At 60.3% G+C, this 16,278-nt stretch carries 16 protein-coding genes; 7 read left to right on the plus strand and 9 right to left on the minus strand.

Annotated features, from left to right (window positions below; translation table 11 throughout):
- Positions 1–277: 277 nt before the first annotated feature.
- The 3 genes from NAV32_RS11605 to NAV32_RS11615 all read left to right on the plus strand — a co-directional run bounded on the left by NAV32_RS11605 (position 278) and on the right by NAV32_RS11615 (position 2,360).
- Positions 278–1,438, plus strand: a complete 1,161-nt coding sequence (locus NAV32_RS11605; RefSeq protein ID WP_256053028.1) for a phospholipase D-like domain-containing protein — start codon at positions 278–280, stop codon at positions 1,436–1,438.
- A gap of 38 nt (positions 1,439–1,476) precedes the next feature.
- Positions 1,477–2,058, plus strand: a complete 582-nt coding sequence (locus tag NAV32_RS11610) for a DJ-1/PfpI family protein (protein WP_256052955.1) — start codon at positions 1,477–1,479, stop codon at positions 2,056–2,058.
- Between the two features lie 77 nt (positions 2,059–2,135).
- Positions 2,136–2,360, plus strand: a complete 225-nt coding sequence (locus NAV32_RS11615) for a VF530 family DNA-binding protein (RefSeq protein WP_256052956.1) — start codon at positions 2,136–2,138, stop codon at positions 2,358–2,360.
- Between the two features lie 65 nt (positions 2,361–2,425).
- Here the strand turns inward: NAV32_RS11615 and NAV32_RS11620 are convergent, their stop codons facing one another.
- Together NAV32_RS11620 and pyk are read right to left on the minus strand one after the other, a co-directional pair.
- Entirely contained in the window at positions 2,426–3,949 is a 1,524-nt protein-coding gene (locus NAV32_RS11620) for a fumarate hydratase (protein WP_256052957.1), read from the minus strand.
- A 186-nt stretch (positions 3,950–4,135) separates the two neighbouring features.
- Positions 4,136–5,587, minus strand: a complete 1,452-nt coding sequence (pyk, locus tag NAV32_RS11625; protein ID WP_256052958.1) for a pyruvate kinase — start codon at positions 5,585–5,587, stop codon at positions 4,136–4,138.
- Between the two features lie 181 nt (positions 5,588–5,768).
- On the opposite strand from pyk, the gene NAV32_RS11630 reads away from it, so the two are divergent.
- The 3 genes from NAV32_RS11630 to NAV32_RS11640 are packed head-to-tail and all read left to right on the plus strand — an operon-like array spanning position 5,769 to position 7,078.
- Entirely contained in the window at positions 5,769–6,146 is a 378-nt protein-coding gene (locus NAV32_RS11630; RefSeq protein ID WP_256052959.1) for a tetratricopeptide repeat protein, read from the plus strand.
- Positions 6,147–6,180: 34 nt separating this feature from the next.
- Positions 6,181–6,606, plus strand: coding sequence for a DUF4124 domain-containing protein (locus NAV32_RS11635; RefSeq protein WP_256052960.1), 426 nt, complete (start codon positions 6,181–6,183; stop codon positions 6,604–6,606).
- 37 nt (positions 6,607–6,643) lie between these two features.
- Positions 6,644–7,078 (plus strand): PilZ domain-containing protein, encoded by a 435-nt coding sequence (locus tag NAV32_RS11640; protein ID WP_256052961.1) that lies wholly within the window; start codon positions 6,644–6,646, stop codon positions 7,076–7,078.
- Between the two features lie 29 nt (positions 7,079–7,107).
- On the opposite strand, the gene NAV32_RS11645 is transcribed toward NAV32_RS11640, so the two are convergent.
- The 6 genes from NAV32_RS11645 to NAV32_RS11670 are packed head-to-tail and all read right to left on the minus strand — an operon-like array spanning position 7,108 to position 13,886.
- Positions 7,108–8,439, minus strand: coding sequence for a DUF58 domain-containing protein (locus tag NAV32_RS11645; RefSeq protein WP_256052962.1), 1,332 nt, complete (start codon positions 8,437–8,439; stop codon positions 7,108–7,110).
- A 25-nt stretch (positions 8,440–8,464) separates the two neighbouring features.
- On the minus strand, positions 8,465–9,460 hold the full coding sequence (locus NAV32_RS11650) for an AAA family ATPase (protein ID WP_256052963.1): 996 nt from the start codon (positions 9,458–9,460) through the stop codon (positions 8,465–8,467).
- Positions 9,457–10,614, minus strand: a complete 1,158-nt coding sequence (locus NAV32_RS11655; RefSeq protein WP_256052964.1) for a DUF4350 domain-containing protein — start codon at positions 10,612–10,614, stop codon at positions 9,457–9,459. Before NAV32_RS11655 ends, NAV32_RS11650 begins: the two co-directional genes overlap by 4 nt.
- Positions 10,611–12,164: a DUF4129 domain-containing protein gene (locus tag NAV32_RS11660; RefSeq protein WP_256052965.1), complete on the minus strand. Its 1,554-nt coding sequence runs from the start codon at positions 12,162–12,164 to the stop codon at positions 10,611–10,613. The genes NAV32_RS11655 and NAV32_RS11660 overlap by 4 nt, the downstream gene beginning before the upstream one ends.
- Complete coding sequence (locus tag NAV32_RS11665; RefSeq protein ID WP_256052966.1) at positions 12,151–13,131, minus strand: stage II sporulation protein M; 981 nt, start codon at positions 13,129–13,131, stop codon at positions 12,151–12,153. Before NAV32_RS11665 ends, NAV32_RS11660 begins: the two co-directional genes overlap by 14 nt.
- Positions 13,128–13,886, minus strand: coding sequence for an RDD family protein (locus NAV32_RS11670; protein WP_256052967.1), 759 nt, complete (start codon positions 13,884–13,886; stop codon positions 13,128–13,130). The genes NAV32_RS11665 and NAV32_RS11670 overlap by 4 nt, the downstream gene beginning before the upstream one ends.
- Positions 13,887–13,990: 104 nt before the next feature.
- Between NAV32_RS11670 and sbcB the strand changes: the two genes are divergently transcribed.
- On the plus strand, positions 13,991–15,415 hold the full coding sequence (gene sbcB / locus NAV32_RS11675) for an exodeoxyribonuclease I (RefSeq protein ID WP_256052968.1): 1,425 nt from the start codon (positions 13,991–13,993) through the stop codon (positions 15,413–15,415).
- A 114-nt stretch (positions 15,416–15,529) separates the two neighbouring features.
- Here sbcB and mvaT read toward each other — a convergent pair whose 3' ends face one another.
- Positions 15,530–15,907, minus strand: coding sequence for a histone-like nucleoid-structuring protein MvaT (mvaT, locus tag NAV32_RS11680; protein WP_256052969.1), 378 nt, complete (start codon positions 15,905–15,907; stop codon positions 15,530–15,532).
- Between the last annotated feature and the right edge of the window lie 371 nt (positions 15,908–16,278).

The following is a 16,278-nucleotide window of genomic DNA, read 5'->3' on the forward strand; positions in this document are numbered from 1 at the left end:
GCACTTCAATTTGTGCTGAACACCTTGCTCGTATGGCGGTCGGAATTGCTGCTGGATCGCAGTAGCCCCTGCTCCTCTTGGAAAGGTTTGTCGAATCAGGCCCCTGTGTGTGATCCCGAGCCTGTCCGGTTAGTGCGAGGCTTTATTCCAGCTGCTTTCACGTAGACTGTGACGGCGATAAGCCGGTGGTGTTTTTTGGGTTGCGGACAGGGATTCCAATGTCATTCTATGATGTCAACAATCCTCCTTGGGACGGCTTCTAGTGAATGGAGGCATGATGCTGGCCGGCGAAGTGTTCCCATGGCGCGAAGGCAATCAATTTCAGTTAATAATCGATGGCCCCCGCTTCTTTCCGCGTCTCCTGCAGTGCATTGATGCTGCCGAGCGGCGCGTTGATGTTGAACTGTATCTGGTGGAGGACGGCCAGTGTGCCGAGCGTCTGGTTGCTGCGCTGGTTGCTGCGGCCGTTCGTGGCGTGCGAGTACGCTGTCTGTTTGATGGTTTTGGTTGCCTTAAGCTCGGACCAAAGGCGCGTAAGCGCCTGACCGATAGCGGCGTGGAGTTGCGGCTGTACAATCCGCTGAGATTTCGCCTGAAGTTCCGCAACTTGCATCGCGATCATCGCAAGCTGATCTTGATCGATGATGTCTGCTGTTTCGTCGGTGGCACAGGTGCGACTGACGAGTTCTGGAACCCGGAAAAACCGGAAGAGCATTGGCATGAAGCCATGGTTGAGATCCGCGGGCCATTGATGCATGACTGGCGTCGCTTGTTCGATGCTCAGTGGGCTTTATGCCTAAAGCGGAGAATCTGGCAGCTTCCCCTGCCGCAGAGTTTGCCGAAAATTCCGGAGAACCCGGAACCCGGCAATGGCATGGGGCGGGTAGCGTACTCTGCGGCGCGCCAACATCGTGACATCCTCCAAAGCCTGATCCGGAACTTGCGCCATGCGCGAACACGGGTCTGGTTCGCCACACCTTATTTCCTGCCGACCGGACGGGTACGACGCGAGTTGCTGCGTGCGGCGCGTCGAGGCGTCGAAGTGCGCTTGTTGCTGACCAGTCGCAACACAGACCACCCCCCCATTCGGTACGCAGGCCAACGCTATTATCCTCGCTTGCTGCGTGCAGGCGTGCGCATTCATGAATATCAGCCACACTTTCTGCACTTGAAGATGGTATTGATTGACGACTGGGTAAGTATCGGCTCGTGCAACTTCGATCACTGGAATCTGCGCTGGAATCTGGAAGCTAACCTCGAAGCTGTCGATGCCAGCCTCAGCGCGAGTGTTGCGGAGAGTTTCGAGCAGGACTTTTCACGCAGCATTGAAATCGATTTGTGCAAATGGCATGCACGCCCGTTGCGCATGCGCATTTACCAGAGAATGTGGGGGCTGCTGGACCGCCTGGCGATCAATATCCTCAACCGAAGTGGCTGATCGGCTACTGATTATTCACCTGACAGGAGAACGACCCAATGGCTGCAAAGAAGATTCTGATGCTGGTTGGTGATTATGTCGAAGATTACGAAACCATGGTCCCGTTTCAGGCGCTACAAATGGTTGGTCACACTGTTCATGCGGTGTGCCCGGACAAGAAAGCCGGAGACAGCGTGCGCACTGCGATCCATGATTTCGAGGGCGATCAAACCTACAGTGAAAAGCCGGGGCATAATTTCGCCCTGAATTTTGACTTCGATGCTGTGCGTGCCGAAGACTATGATGCTCTGCTGGTTCCCGGTGGTCGTGCGCCCGAGTATCTGCGTTTGAACGAGCAGGTACTGGATCTGGTCCGCGCCTTCGATGAGATGAAAAAGCCGATCGCTGCGGTCTGTCATGGGGCTCAATTGCTGGCGGCTGCCGGTGTGTTGAAGGGGCGTGATTGCAGTGCCTACCCTGCGTGTGCGCCCGAGGTGAAACTGGCAGGAGGTAATTACGTGAATATCCCGGTTGACCAGGCACACAGCGAAGGCAATCTGGTCACGGCACCTGCTTGGCCTGCGCATCCAGCCTGGCTGGCAGGTTTTCTCAAGCTGCTGGGTACCGAGATAACGTTGTAGGATAACGTCCATCCACGTCAGGTCCGTGTTTGCGTGCCTGACGAGCCCTGCCTCAAACGCACCCTGAGAGATCCCTCGTGACTGTTGCTCCGAAAAATCCGCTGCATGGCGTCACCCTTGAAGCGATGCTGATTGAGTTGCACGCTCACTATGGTTGGGAGGGGCTGGCCGAGCGAGTCGATATTCGCTGCTTCAAGAGTGAACCGAGCATCAAGTCGAGCCTGACCTTTCTGCGTCGCACTCCCTGGGCGCGGGAGAAGGTCGAGGCGTTGTTCCTCCGCTTGCGTAAAGGGCGCGCATGAGATTTCCCCGCTTCAAACAGAAAGCCCGGCACTAGGCCGGGCTTTCTGCATTCAGTTCAGCGCTATCACTGTACTTCAACAGCCAGGCTGTCGCTGATCTTCTGCTGCCAGATCGCCGGGCCGGTGATGTGCACCGACTCACCGTTGGTGTCGACGGCGACGGTCACGGGCATGTCCTTCACCTCGAACTCGTAGATGGCTTCCATGCCCAGCTCGGCAAACGCCAACACTTTTGATTTCTTGATCGCCTGGGCGACCAAATAGGCAGCGCCGCCAACAGCCATCAGGTACACGGCCTTGTTATCCCTGATCGCATCGATGGCAATCGGGCCGCGCTCGGATTTGCCGATCATGCCCAGGAGACCAGTGCTTTCCAGAATCTGGCGGGTGAACTTGTCCATGCGCGTTGCGGTGGTCGGGCCGGCGGGACCAACCACTTCGTCACCAACCGGGTCGACTGGACCGACGTAATAGATGAAGCGCCCCTTGAGGTCCACTGGCAGCTCTTCGCCCTTGTTCAGCATGTCGACCATGCGCTTGTGTGCGGCGTCACGCCCGGTGAGCATCTTGCCGTTGAGCAGGACGGTTTCGCCCGGCTTCCAGCTCTGCACGTCTTCCGGGGTCAGGGTGTCGAGATTGACGCGGCGTGCGCTCGGGCCGGCTTCCCAGACGATTTCCGGGTAAGCGTCCAGATCTGGTGCTTCCAGCACGGCCGGACCGCTGCCGTCGAGCACGAAGTGTGCGTGACGGGTGGCGGCGCAGTTGGGGATCATGCACACCGGCAGGGAGGCGGCGTGGGTCGGGTAATCCATGATCTTGACGTCGAGCACGGTGGTCAGGCCGCCCAGGCCCTGGGCGCCGATACCCAACTGGTTGACCTTGTCGAACAGCTCCAGGCGCATCTCTTCGATGCGGTTCTGCGGGCCGCGGGCTTTCAGCTCATGAATGTCGATGGACTCCATCAGCACTTCCTTGGCCATTACTGCCGCCTTCTCGGCGGTGCCGCCGATGCCGATGCCGAGCATGCCTGGCGGGCACCAGCCGGCGCCCATTTCCGGGACGGTCTTCAAAACCCAGTCAACGATGGAGTCGGACGGGTTGAGCATGGCCATCTTCGATTTGTTCTCGGAGCCGCCGCCCTTGGCTGCCACATCCACTTCCACCTTGTCGCCGGGAACGATGGAGTAATGGATGACCGCCGGGGTGTTGTCCTTGGTGTTTTTGCGGCTACCTGCCGGATCGGCCAGGATCGAAGCGCGCAAGACGTTTTCCGGCAGGTTATAGGCGCGGCGAACGCCTTCGTTGATCATGTCGTCGACGCTCATGGTGGCGCCGTCCCAGCGTACATCCATGCCGACACGGATGAACACGGTAACGATGCCGGTGTCCTGGCAGATCGGCCGGTGGCCGGTGGCGCACATGCGCGAATTGATCAGGATCTGCGCCATAGAATCGCGCGCCGCCGGTGATTCTTCACGCAGGTAGGCTTCGTGCATCGCCTGGATGAAGTCGACGGGATGGTAATAGGAGATGAACTGCAAAGCGTCTGCAACGCTTTGTATCAGGTCGTCTTGCTTGATCACGGTCATGCAGCGCGTCCTCTTGGCGGGGCGGAGACGAGGCGCGTCGAGAATGCAACCGGCGCGCTCAGGTTGAAAAATGCGCGGCAGTATAACCCGCTGTGCAAGCGCATACACAGACGGACCAAAGGCGAAGGGATGGAGCCGGAATTGAAAAGGCGGGGCTGAGTTCCCCGCCTTCTTCGCAGGGTCTTGTCAGCTCAGTGAGTCGCCTGCTCGCAGGATCTTCATGGTGTTGGTCCCGCCAGTGCCGTGATAGCGGTCACCTTTGGTCAGGATGACCCAGTCGCCGGGCTTGACGATGTCGCGCTTGAGCAGTTCATCCACAGCCGCCTGACTGACTTTCTCCGCCGGCAGTGCGGCCGGATCGAAAGGGATCGTCTGCACGCCGCGGAACAGCGCCACACGGGCCTGGGTTGCACGATGGGGCGAGAAGGCGAAGATGGGTACCGAAGAGCGAATGCGCGACATGATCAGCGGGGTGTAGCCGCTTTCCGTCAGGGCAATGATGGCCTTGACTCCCGGAAAATGGTTGGCGGTGTACATCGCTGCCAGCGCCGCGCTTTCGTCGCTGCGCTCGAAGCTGTGGCCAAGGCGGTGGCCGGAGCGGGTGCTGGTCGGGTGTTTCTCGGCGCCCACGCAGACACGCGCCATTGCGGTGATCGCTTCGACCGGATAGTCGCCTGCGGCACTTTCTGCCGAGAGCATGACCGCATCGGTGTAGTCGAGCACGGCGTTGGCTACATCGGACACTTCGGCCCGGGTCGGCATCGGGCTCTGGATCATGGACTCCATCATCTGAGTCGCAGTGATCACCACCTTGTTGTAGCGGCGCGCATGCAGAATGATTTTCTTCTGGATGCCCACCAGCTCGGCATCACCAATTTCGACGCCCAGGTCGCCGCGTGCAACCATCACACCGTCGCTGGCGCGGATAAGGCCATCCAGGGCTTCGTCATCGGCAACTGCTTCGGCGCGCTCGATCTTGGCGATCAGCCAGGCGCTGGAGCCGGCTTCGTCACGCAGGCGGCGCGCCAGTTCCATGTCGGCGGCGTCGCGAGGAAAGGAGACGGCCAGATAGTCCAGGTTCATTTCGGCGGCGAGCTTGATGTCGGCCTTGTCTTTTGCGGTCAGCGCCGGTGCGGTCAGGCCACCGCCGCGACGGTTGATGCCTTTGTTGTCCGACAGCGGGCCACCGATCAGCACCGTGCAGTGCAGCTCGTCGGCAGTAGCGTTATCGACGCGCATGACTACGCGGCCATCGTCGAGCAGCAGCTCATCGCCCACGCTGCAGTCCTTGATCAGGTCGGGGTAGTCAATGCCCACGACTTCCTGGGTTCCGGCATCGCGGGGGTGCGTGACAGAAAAACGGAAGTGATCGCCCTCGGCCAGCTCGATACGTTTGCCGGTGAATTTTGCGATACGGATCTTGGGTCCCTGCAGGTCGCCCAGAATGGCAATGAAGCGGCCATGGCGCGCGGCGATGTCACGCACCAGTTGTGCCCTGGCGCGGTGCTCGTCTGGCGTACCGTGGGAAAAATTCAGTCGAGCGACATCGAGACCGGCCAGGATCATTTTTTCCAGCACCTGCGGCGAGCTGCTGGCAGGACCAAGGGTGGCAACGATTTTGGTGCGACGCGGGATCATCCGATCTTCCTTCTTCTTCACAGAGTGGCCCGGAGGCTACTACGCCCCGTGGCTGTAGTCATTGTTGGGCAGCACTACTCTTTGCGGGTGGCTGAAGCAGGCTCGAAATGCCGCTTCGATAGCCGAATGGATTGCAGTTTTTGCCATAGTGGTCGATAAGCCGGAATCGGAGGATTTACCCATGCGCACTCTTGTGATTCTTTTTCTGGTCACCCTCAGCGTAGGCTGCAGCAGCAGAAGCGCACTCGATCGTCATCTCGACAATGCTTACAGGCATTACGCACAGGGCGATTGCGCCAAGGTGATGCTTGAGCTGTCCCAGGCCGAGCGTCGCAGTCACCCACGCGACAATCTGCAGCCGGAAATTTCCCTGCTACGCGGTCAGTGTCTGGAGCGCCAGGCGCTGTTTGTCGATGCGGTGGAAACCTATCGCTTCATCCAGTCCCGCTACCCGGCCAGCGAATATGCCTTCCGTGGTCGGGCTCGGCTGGAGACCTTGCGCCAGCTGGGGCATTATCAGCCGGCTGAACAGGCTGTGGCTCATGCCGCCAGGCCCTGAGCGGCACTGAAACTGGCGGAACGGGAAGGAGTCCATGCGGGTCACATTACTGTTGCTCATGCTGTCGTTGTCGTCGCCGGTGGTGGCTCAGATCTATCGCTGGATCGATTCACATGGAAACGTGCATTTCGATTCGCGATCGCGCCCGGGAGCCGAGCAGGTCGACGTCAGGCCGCAGGTTGTCGAACGTGATGATGCAACCCGTGACCGGGAGGCGCGTGCCGAGCGTTTTTTCAATGCGCGCCGGCAGGAGCAGCAGCAAGCTGATCAAGCGATGCGCGAGCAACAGGCACAGCGTGAACATGAGTGCCGGTATTGGCGTGAGGAGCTGGCGAGCCTGTCCCGAGGCGGTCGCTACTTTCGCATCGATGCAAAGGGCGAGCGGGTCTACTACAGTGAAAAAGAGATAGACGCGGCGCGGCAGCAGTTGACCGGTCGTATCAATGCAGGCTGCGGCTGAAGCGGCGGCAGCCATCTTCGCGGCAGGGCAGGAACCCATGAACATGCTCAATCAGCGAAGTATCCAGCGGCACCAGCTGCCGTATTACCTCAGTGTATTCAACCGTTTAACGGACAAGCCGCTGGGTTTCATCGGCAACCTTTCGGAAACCGGGCTGATGCTGATCAGCCGTTATCCGATGATGACCGGTGTGCGTTTCGATATGCGCCTGAAAATTCCCGCTCAGCATGGCGAGTTGCGCTGCGTCGATATCGGCGCGACCTGTCTCTGGTCACGCGAGGACGTGACACCAGGCAGTTTCGACTCAGGCTTTGTTCTGCTTTCGCCGCCCGATGACATTCGGGTCATGATTGATGCATTGCAGCGATACTTCAGCTTCCGCCCGGCAGCACAAATTCCTCCGGCTCGTTTGCCGCGTTCCGGCTCGTCACCCAGCAGGGCTGCTGACGAGGATTGTTGTCGGGGGAGCTAGAGTCCCCCGCTCTGGGTCCTTGCCACTGGCTAAAGCATTCCGCCTCTTTTCCAGGCCAGATAACGACTGATCAGCTGCGGACCGAGTTCATGGGGCAAGGTTTCGAGCACCGGGACGCCCCGTGCCTGCAGACGGTCATGCAGCCTGTTGCGGGCATTCAGGTAATCCAGCGTGCCGCAATAGCCCAACGCGTCCTGAAAGCCGCTTATCGGCTGCTGACGCAGACTGTCGAGAACGGGTTCGCGCAAGCTCGCCACCAGTACCCTATGCCGACTTGAAAGGCGGCGCACTGCATCGAGCAGTTCTTCATCGTCCTCATCGCGCAGATTGCTGAGGATGATCACCAGTGCACGGCGCTTCTGCCGTTCGAGGACTTCCTTGGCTGCGCTTGAAAAGTCGGCGGGCTGCAGGGTTGCGTCCAGGTCGTAGACGCCGTTGAGCAAGGTATTCAGCTGCTCCCGGCCCTTTGCGGGGGCGATGAAACGGTGCTGTTCGGTGGCGAAGCTGAGCACTCCCAGCGCATCACCCTGGCGCAGGGCGACATAGCTCAGCAGCAGGCTTGCATTCAGCGCATGGTCGAAGTGCGACAGGGCGCCGTCCTGGCTGCGCATTCGCCGGCCACAGTCCAGCATCAGCAGCACCTGCTGGTCGCGTTCGTCCTGATATTCACGGGCGATGGGCGTGCGCTTGCGGGCCGTGGCCTTCCAATCGATCTGGCGCAAGGTATCGCCTTCGCGAAAGTCTCGTAACTGATGAAAGTCCAGGCCAAGCCCGCGACGGGGCAGCTGGCTGACGCCCAATCGGCTCAGCCAGCTGTCTACCGCCATCAGTGGTGCGCCATGCAGGCGGGTAAAGTCCGGATAGACCCGTGTCTGCGATTCCAGCGGCAACACGCGACGCTGGCGGCACAAGCCCAGCGGACCGTACAGGCGAACTTCACAATGGCTGGCGCTGAAGTGGCCGCGACGTTCCGGGCGCACGCGGTAGGTCAGTTCGGCATGCTCTCCGGGTGCCAGCCGCAGGCTGCGCGGCAAATGCTCGAATTCCAGGCCGGTCGGCAGGTGATCAAAAATATCCAGATGCAATGGCCGAGGCAGCGCGTGTCGTATCTGTAGACGAACGTCGTGCCAGCGGCCCAGTGCCAGGTTGCCGGGCAGGCTGCGTTGCAGATCAGGCGAAGGCATGCGGCGCAGGGCCAACGCATCGAGCAGCATCGCAAGACCCAGGCAAAGCAGCAGGCCCCACCAGGCGTTGCTGATTGCCGGGTGTGTGGCTCGCTCCAGAGCAGAAAACAGCCCCAGCAGCACAGCCAGGCCGAGCAGCAGGAGCAGCGCATGGAGCAGGCGCCGGGTCGGGTTCATCGGGCGTCTCGCGTCTGTGGTTGGGTCAAAGACGTGGCGCCGTGATCTGCTCGAGTAACTGCTGCAACAGCTGATCCACCGAAACGCCGTCCATTTCCAGTTCCGGCGAGAGCCGGACACGATGCCGCAGTACGGCCAGTGCACATTCCTTGACGTCGTCCGGGGTGACGAATTCGCCACCTCGCAGCAGCGCCCGAGCGCGAGCGCAGCGCACCAGGGCGATGGATGCACGCGGGCCGGCGCCCAGGGTCAGGCCGGGCCAGTTGCGCGTCGAGCGTGCCAGGCGCACGGCATAGTCGAGCACCTGATCGTCGAGAGGCATGTCGCTGGCGATCTTCTGCAGGGCCTGGACATCCTTGGCTTGCAGCAGCACGCGCAGCCCGCTGATGTCGAGAATGTCGGTACGCGCCGAGCGCGTGACCTGACGGACCAATTCCAACTCTTCGTCAGCTTGCGGATAGTCCATGCGCAGCATCAGCATGAAACGGTCGAGTTCGGCTTCGGGCAGCGGATAGGTTCCTTCCTGTTCGATGGGATTCTGCGTAGCCATTACCAGAAAGGGCTGTGGCGCTGCCAACGCGCGGCCTTCGAGGGTGACCTGGCGCTCCTGCATGACCTCCAGCAGTGCAGCCTGGGTTTTCGCCGGGGCGCGGTTGATTTCGTCAGCCAGCAGCAGGTTGGTGAACACCGGCCCCTTGCGCAGCTTGAACTGCTCGCTGGCAATGTCATAGACCGCGTGGCCGGTGATGTCACTGGGCATCAGGTCAGGGGTGAACTGGATTCGCGAGAACTCACCGCCGAAACAGCGCGCCAGCGCACGCACCAGCAGGGTCTTGCCCAGCCCCGGAACGCCTTCGACGAGCACATGGCCACCGGCGATGAGTGCGGTCAGCACACCCTCGACAATTTCCTGCTGACCGATGACGGCCTTGTGCAATTCCAGACGCAGCGCCTGTGCCAACTGGCTGGCGCGCTGGCGCTGGAGGTCGGCATGACTGGACTCACTGGGCGCATCGTTCATAGTGCATTCCTGAGGCTTTGCAGGCACGAGACCTGACGGGTGAATTCGGCAGCGCTGACGGGTTTTTCTGCAGCAGGCCGCAGCGCTTGATGGATGGTTTCGTCAGGCAGGTGACTGAGTTTTGCCAGCAGCTGACATTGTTCGCTGTGTGACAGGCTGTCGAAGGTGCTGTGGCGGCGCCGCGCCTGCCGGCGGATATCGTTCTGCAGACTGCTCAGCAGGTGCTGTTGACCGGCATGTCGATAGAGAAAGTCTGCGCTGCCGCGCAAGTGTTCCTGCAGCTGACGCTGACTGGGCGCCACCGGACTCTGTAAGGGACCGTGGCGTTGGGCGAAATGCCAGGTCGCCAGCAGCACGCTCAGCAGCAAGGCGGCCAGTGCCTCGGGGAAATGGCGTAGCAAAAGCTGCAGCAGGTTGTCATGTCGAGCGTTGTAAACCAGGGTCACGTCGCGATCCTGGGTGAGATACCACAGCAGCCAGGCATGGTCGTACTGGCCGATATTGCCGTTCTGCCAGATCCAGCTGTCGGTGAGCGCAGTGATCAAGCCGTCGCCGTGACGCAGTTGCAGCATATGCGTGGCGCCGGGGCTGTTGGCCCAGGCGTGGGCCTGGCTGCCAGCATCGTAGAGATGGAAACGGGTATCGAAAGCCAGATAGGCCGGCGCTTCTTCGTTTTCCAGATACAAGCGGGTCAGCTGTGAGAGTTGTTCTCCCTTGGTAACCGCCGTATCCGTCTTGTCATCTTCGCGGGCGTCGTACTGCTGCAGGTTCAGCATGTCCAGCAGCAGATCGCCGCTGGACTTGGACTGTTCATTCCAGAGTTGTTCGGCGACAAAGACCACGTGCGCGCCTCTCTCGGCCCAGTCCAGCAGGCGTTGTGCCTGCTGCGGCGTCATCGCCTGGCGTGGACCCAGAAGCAGCAGAATCTGGTCCTGAGGTGGTGTGGCGAACAGGCCGGCAAGCCCTTCCACATGACTGACAGTACGGCCCTGGGTGCTGAGAAACAGCCCGGCTGCCAGATAGGGATTGTGCTGCACCTCAGGTGCCGGTCCATGTTCGATCACTTCTTCGTAAGGCTTTGCCTTGCTGGCGACGAACAGCAGGGCGCTGAGCAACAGCGCTGCTGCCAGATAGAGCGCATGACGTCGATTCATGCGCTCACCTGCGGCTCGAACAACGTGCGCCATCGGTTGCAGAGTTCGTCTCGTGCGGCATCCGGTGGCAGGCGATGGCCATAGGCGAGGTTGAGCCAGTGTTCGGTGAGGTATTCGGCATAGTGGGTGAGTTCTGTCTGAGCGGTTGCGCGCACCAGTTGCAAAACTTCACCTTCGGTATGAGCGCCAGTCAGCGGCAGCCGGTACTCATGCAGCAGGCGACTTAGAAACGCCCGGTAAAGCAGCCCCAGCGCCGCGCGCGGCTGTTCGTTCCAGAGCTGCATGACTTCGCCGATCACGTCCGCTGGCAGGCTTTCAGGGGCCACTTCGAGGCCGAACAACAGGTCCGGGGCTGCCTGGCGAGTGGTCTGCACGTTACGCCAGCGCCCTGCATGCAGCCTGATCCACTCCCTGTAGCGCCACAGTGCCAGACCGATCAGGCTGAACAGGCTGCTCCACAGCAGAATCTCCAGCGCGCTTGCCAGGTTGTCCAAAACACGGCGGAAACTGTCGAAGCCCGACACATTTTCGAGCAGGCGTGCCAGCCAGCCGGGCTCCTTGTTCGTCTGCTCTTCGCCAAAGCGCCAGTGCGTAACCGTTTCGCTGTTCCTGAATGGCGGTTTGTCCAGCAGTTCGGCAATCGCTGCGCTGGCGGCCTGGCTGCTCAGGGGCTGGTTGAGCAGGCGCTCGCTGTCAGGGCTTGGTTCGGACACTGTGGATGCAGGGGGTGCATCAGCCCAGACCGTTGCTGTTGGTGTGACGAACACCAGGCCGAGACCGAGCAGTATGATCGGCAGCAGCGTTTTCAAACGATCGCGCAGGCGTCTGAAGCTCAGTTCCAGGTCCCAGGCTTCCAGGTGGGTGCGGCGGTTCAGGTAGAGGCTGAAGCCACTGGCCACATAGATCGGTTCCCAGATCATCAGGACCAGCACATAGAGCAGGTTGGACAGGTGTTCGAGCCAGAGCAGATCATCGTTGACGTGCAGAAGATCCTGCCAGCGCCAGTCACTGAGCAGCTGTGCAGGAATGAGTAGATAGAGCAGCGCCAGTGCGCCCAGCCACAGGGCGAGTTCCAGGTGCATGCCGACGATGGTCAGCCAGGTCGCGGTGCCGGTGTCGCGCTGCCCCAGCACGATCAGCCGCTGCCTGCGGGCGGGGCCGGCCAGCTGTTCAAGCTGCAGCACCGGCAGGTCGAAACTGCGCGTAAGGCTCAGGCGTCGCCAGGTCAGGCTGGCCAGCCATTGCGGGCGCAGCAGGCCAGGCAATGCTCTGAAGCATTCAGATAGCGAGGGTGTGTCGCCAAACAGTGCGCGCGAGAGGATGAACAACGGCAGGCGCTCATAGAGCGGCTTGAGCCACCAGAACAGCAATATTGAGACGCTCGGGTGCTGCCAAAAGATCAGGCTGAGAAGCGCGAAGATCGGCAGCGTCAGCAGCGCCCAGGTGAGCATCAGCAGGCCGGCATGGCGGCGCGCCAGCAGAGTACCGATGTCCAGCGCTTCCCAGGCACTGCGTGGGCGGATGGCTACACTGGCATCATTCAGATGCATTTTGGCTCCTGCCGCCAAGTGTGAAATACAGGCCCACCAGCAGCCACAGCAGCGCTCCCACAGCGTACTTGACCGATGCCGAAGTGAAGGTCATGGAGGACCAGTAAGCCTCGATGAAGGCGGCAATCAGCAGCATCAGCGCGGCCCCGGCGATCAGGCGCACGGCGCGTGCAGCGGCCAGTCGCAGCGCCTCGCCACGGCCCAGGCGCCCCGGTGCGATGAGCGCAGTGCCCAGCTTCAGCCCGGCGGCGCCGGCCAGGGTTATGGCGGTCAGCTCGAAGGCGCCATGACCGATGACGAACGACCAGAACGGCTGGTGATAGCCAATGCCGGTGAGGTGACCGGCGATTGCGCCAATCATCAATCCGTTGAACAGCAGGTAGAAGAGGGTGCCAAGCCCGAACAGCAGGCCGCCGGCAAAGGTCTGAAAGGCGATGCCGATGTTGTTCATCACGTAATAGCCGAACATTACCCAGTCTTCACCAGAGCCACGGGTGCCGAATTCGCCCAAGCGGCGGGCCTCGGGGTTGTACATGGCTTCCATCTGCTCGACCTGGCTTGCGCTGACGAGGCTGTAGACCAGCTCGGGAAAGGCCAGAACCAGCGCAGCCATGCCCAGCAGACACAGGTAAAAGAGCAGGCTGGCGGCCAGCACATGGCGCCATTCCTCGCGCGCCAATCGGGGGAAGCCACCGAGCATGAAGCCCAGCAGGCGACCACCCAGTGGGCTGCGGTGACGATACAGTTGCTGGTGGCCGCGCTGGGCCAGCTGCTGCAGGTAATCGACCGAATGGCTGCTGTAGCCGCGTGAGCGGGCCAGGGCCAGGTGCTGGCAGAGGCGTCGATAGGCGGTGGGAAAGTCACGGGCGGTGGGTGAACCTTTCCGGCCTTTTTCGAGAGCGTCGAGGGTGTCGCCGAAGGTGCGCCACTCGGCCTGATGGCGGGCTTCGAAGCGGCTCTGCTTCATGCCGGGCCTACCAGGCTGCGGGCAATGCCGTTGAGACGCGCCTGCGCCTGTTCTGGCGAGACCTGAAGTGGCTCTGCCAGGATCGCAGCCAGCTCCTGGCAGCGCTCAGGCGAGAGGGCGGCCTGGCGTTCGGCGAAGGCGATCAGTGCGCGCTGCTCCTCAAGTTCCAGCGCGAAGGGCGCAGCCAGGGGCTCGGCCTCCGGCAGTTGCGGCTGCTGGAAACCTCGGGTGTCGTAGATCACCAGAGTGCCACCGGCAAGATCACCCAGTCGCTTGAATGACGGGTTCCACAGGCAACAAAGTGCGCCGATGAAATAACCGAACGGCAGCATATCCACGAAGCGCAGCAGGTTGCGCGTCAGCGACGAGGCCCAGCCGACCGGCGTGCCGTCGTCATGCACGACCTTCAGTCCCAGCCAGCGCTTGCCGGGTGTCCGCCCCTGGTTGAACACCTCGAACAACACCATGTACCACCACTGCACGAGAAACAGCAGCAGCGCACCGGTACCCAGCCCGAACTGGCCCAGCAGCCCCAGACCAAGCCCCAATACCAGCAACAGCGCAGCGCGAATCAGCAGGTCCACGGCGAAAGCCAGCGCGCGCGGCACCAATCCCGCCGGGCGCAGCAGCAGGTCGATGCCTTCCGGTGTCTCGATCCGGTGGGTGTTGTCCAGTAGCGCTGTGCGACTCAATGGATTGTCCGAACAAATGGCTGAATGCGGCCCGTTCCGGTTCGCAAGCGCGCATGTAAGCATTGAATGCGGCGTTCGACCAGAACCCGACAGGCATTTTTGGGCACAATGTTGCGATGCGGCCTCGGACATGCCTGCGCCGCCCTTGCACAGTGAAGGAATCCGCCGTGGCATCCAGCATCTTCTGGTACGACTTCGAAACAACCGGCATCTCGACGCGCCGAGACCGGCCCTTGCAGGTCGCGGGCATTCGGACCAACGAGGCGCTGGAGGAGATCGGCGAACCGCTTAACATCTATTGCCGACCTGCCGATGACATTCTGCCGCATCCGGCGGCCTGTCTGGTCACTGGCATCACGCCGGCGACTCTGCTCGAAAAGGGGCTGTGCGAGGCCGACTTTATCGAACGGTTACATCGCGAGTTGGTGCAACCGGGCACCTGTGGAGCTGGCTACAACAGCCTGCGTTTCGATGACGAAGTGCTGCGTCATAGTCTGTATCGCAACTTCTTCGATCCCTATGCGCGGGAGTGGCAGGGCGGCAACAGTCGTTGGGATCTGATCGATCTGGTGCGCACTGCTTATGCGCTGCGCCCGGAGGGCCTGGTCTGGCCGCAGGAAGACGGACGCGTGACGCTCAAGCTGGAGCGCCTGAGCCAGGCCAACGGACTTGAGCATCTGCAGGCGCACGACGCCTTGTCCGATGTACGGGCCACCATCGCTCTTGCAAGGCTGATACGCGAGCGACAACCGAAACTCTATGACTATCTATACGGCTTGCGTCGCAAGGATGCGGTGATTGAGCAGATTGAACTGTTGAAACCGCTCGTACATGTATCCGGTCGTTTCTCGGCGTCCCGTCATTATTTGTCGGTGGTATTGCCGTTGGCCTGGCATCCGCGCAACCGAAATGCATTGATCGTGTGTGACCTGAACGCCGACTGCTCGCCCTTGCTGGAAGCGTCTGCCGAGGATCTGCGTGAGCGACTATATACCCGCCGGGAAGCTCTGGACGGGAAACTTCCAGTTCCTCTGAAACTTGTGCAGATCAACCGCTGCCCGGTACTGGCCCCGATAAAGGTCTTGCGTGAAGCGGATATTGATCGGCTGGGACTGGATATGCAGTCTTGTGAAGCCAGGGCGAAAGAACTTCAGGGTCGGCAGGCGCAGTGGCGTGAAAAACTAACGATCATCTATCAGCAGGAGGCATTCGAAGCTACGTCAGACCCGGAGCAGCAACTCTACGATGGTTTTCTCGGTGAGCGGGATCGCAGACTCTGTGATCAGGTTAGAAATCTGGCCTCTTCGCAGGAAATGTTTGCCTTTGATGATGAGCGTTTGCCGGAACTCTACTCTCGTTACCGTGCGCGAAATTATCCTGAATCCTTGTCGGTAGCGGAAAAAATGCAGTGGCAGACGTTTTGCCGACAACGCCTGAGCGACCCTCAATACGGTGCTCCCAATACGCTGGAGCAGTTCGAGAGCAGCCTGCAGGAAGTGATGACGTCGGCAAGCCCGGCACAGATCAAGCTATTGCGCCAGTGGGCGCAGCATGCGCAAGTGTTGCGTAAGCGCTATCTACCAGACAGTTGAAAGCTGTCTGGTGGGACCTGGTCTGTGTTTTCAGTGATCTGATACCCGTACCAAAACGAAAAAGCCATCTGGCGCAATGCACCAGATGGCTTTGGGAGATGCGGCGAAGAAGAATCAGTCGAGCAGAGTGGCCCAGCCTTCAACTTCTGCGGAGCCCCATTTGGCTTTCCATTCTTTCAGCGTCTTGTGATTGCCGCCTTTGGTTTCAATCACATCGCCATTGTGTGGGTTCTTGTATTGCTTGACACGACGAGCGCGTTTGGCAGTTACGGGTGCGCGGCTCATGCGTTGTGTCTTGATGTTGCGAGCATCCGGATCAAGCAGGGCAATAATGTCGCGCAGCGACTTCTGATATTCGCCCATGAGTTCGCGCAGTTTGCCTTCGAACTCAAGCTCCTTTTTCAGCTTGTCGTCTGCGGAAAGAGACTTCAGACGCTCCTGAAGTTCCTTGATGGCTTCTTCGGTGGCGCGGTATTCATTGATCAGCGACATGTCACTTCCTTGGGATAGGTTTGAACGCAAGTGTTGGCAATCATAGACAGCTGCAATGCACAAGTAAATATAGTAGCGAATGAAAGAGTAAGCATTTTTTATAATGTCGATGTTTGAGACCTGGATAACTCCCTCGGCTTTTTCTCAACGGCTACGCATGCGCGACTGTCAGGCGGGAGGTCAATAAACTCGCCAATATGATGCTGGTGACCATGGTCTTTATCAGGCCTGGTCAGCGCACGAGGCTGCAGAGTGTCAGTTTATGTTCAGGCTTCGTAAGTACTGCGCAGTCTACTGTCATGGATTGACTGCCTTTTGGCGTCCAATCAACTGGTTGTGCTTTTCTCCGCTGGGATAGAATGGCGCGTCTT

Source organism: Stutzerimonas stutzeri, from assembly GCF_024448695.1.
Classification (GTDB): domain Bacteria; phylum Pseudomonadota; class Gammaproteobacteria; order Pseudomonadales; family Pseudomonadaceae; genus Stutzerimonas; species Stutzerimonas stutzeri_T.

What these genes read in the sequence shown, in the direction of transcription:
- NAV32_RS11605 (WP_256053028.1), top strand. Translation starts at nt 278, where the DNA reads ATGCTGGCCGGCGAAGTGTTCCCATGGCGCGAAGGCAATCAATTTCAG.
- NAV32_RS11610 (WP_256052955.1), top strand. Translation starts at nt 1,477, where the DNA reads ATGGCTGCAAAGAAGATTCTGATGCTGGTTGGTGATTATGTCGAAGAT.
- NAV32_RS11620 (WP_256052957.1), bottom strand. Translation starts at nt 3,949, where the DNA reads ATGACCGTGATCAAGCAAGACGACCTGATACAAAGCGTTGCAGACGCT.
- pyk (WP_256052958.1), bottom strand. Translation starts at nt 5,587, where the DNA reads ATGATCCCGCGTCGCACCAAAATCGTTGCCACCCTTGGTCCTGCCAGC.
- NAV32_RS11630 (WP_256052959.1), top strand. Translation starts at nt 5,769, where the DNA reads ATGCGCACTCTTGTGATTCTTTTTCTGGTCACCCTCAGCGTAGGCTGC.
- NAV32_RS11635 (WP_256052960.1), top strand. Translation starts at nt 6,181, where the DNA reads ATGCGGGTCACATTACTGTTGCTCATGCTGTCGTTGTCGTCGCCGGTG.
- NAV32_RS11640 (WP_256052961.1), top strand. Translation starts at nt 6,644, where the DNA reads ATGAACATGCTCAATCAGCGAAGTATCCAGCGGCACCAGCTGCCGTAT.
- NAV32_RS11645 (WP_256052962.1), bottom strand. Translation starts at nt 8,439, where the DNA reads ATGAACCCGACCCGGCGCCTGCTCCATGCGCTGCTCCTGCTGCTCGGC.
- NAV32_RS11650 (WP_256052963.1), bottom strand. Translation starts at nt 9,460, where the DNA reads ATGAACGATGCGCCCAGTGAGTCCAGTCATGCCGACCTCCAGCGCCAG.
- NAV32_RS11655 (WP_256052964.1), bottom strand. Translation starts at nt 10,614, where the DNA reads ATGAATCGACGTCATGCGCTCTATCTGGCAGCAGCGCTGTTGCTCAGC.
- NAV32_RS11660 (WP_256052965.1), bottom strand. Translation starts at nt 12,164, where the DNA reads ATGCATCTGAATGATGCCAGTGTAGCCATCCGCCCACGCAGTGCCTGG.
- NAV32_RS11665 (WP_256052966.1), bottom strand. Translation starts at nt 13,131, where the DNA reads ATGAAGCAGAGCCGCTTCGAAGCCCGCCATCAGGCCGAGTGGCGCACC.
- NAV32_RS11670 (WP_256052967.1), bottom strand. Translation starts at nt 13,886, where the DNA reads ATGCTTACATGCGCGCTTGCGAACCGGAACGGGCCGCATTCAGCCATT.
- mvaT (WP_256052969.1), bottom strand. Translation starts at nt 15,907, where the DNA reads ATGTCGCTGATCAATGAATACCGCGCCACCGAAGAAGCCATCAAGGAA.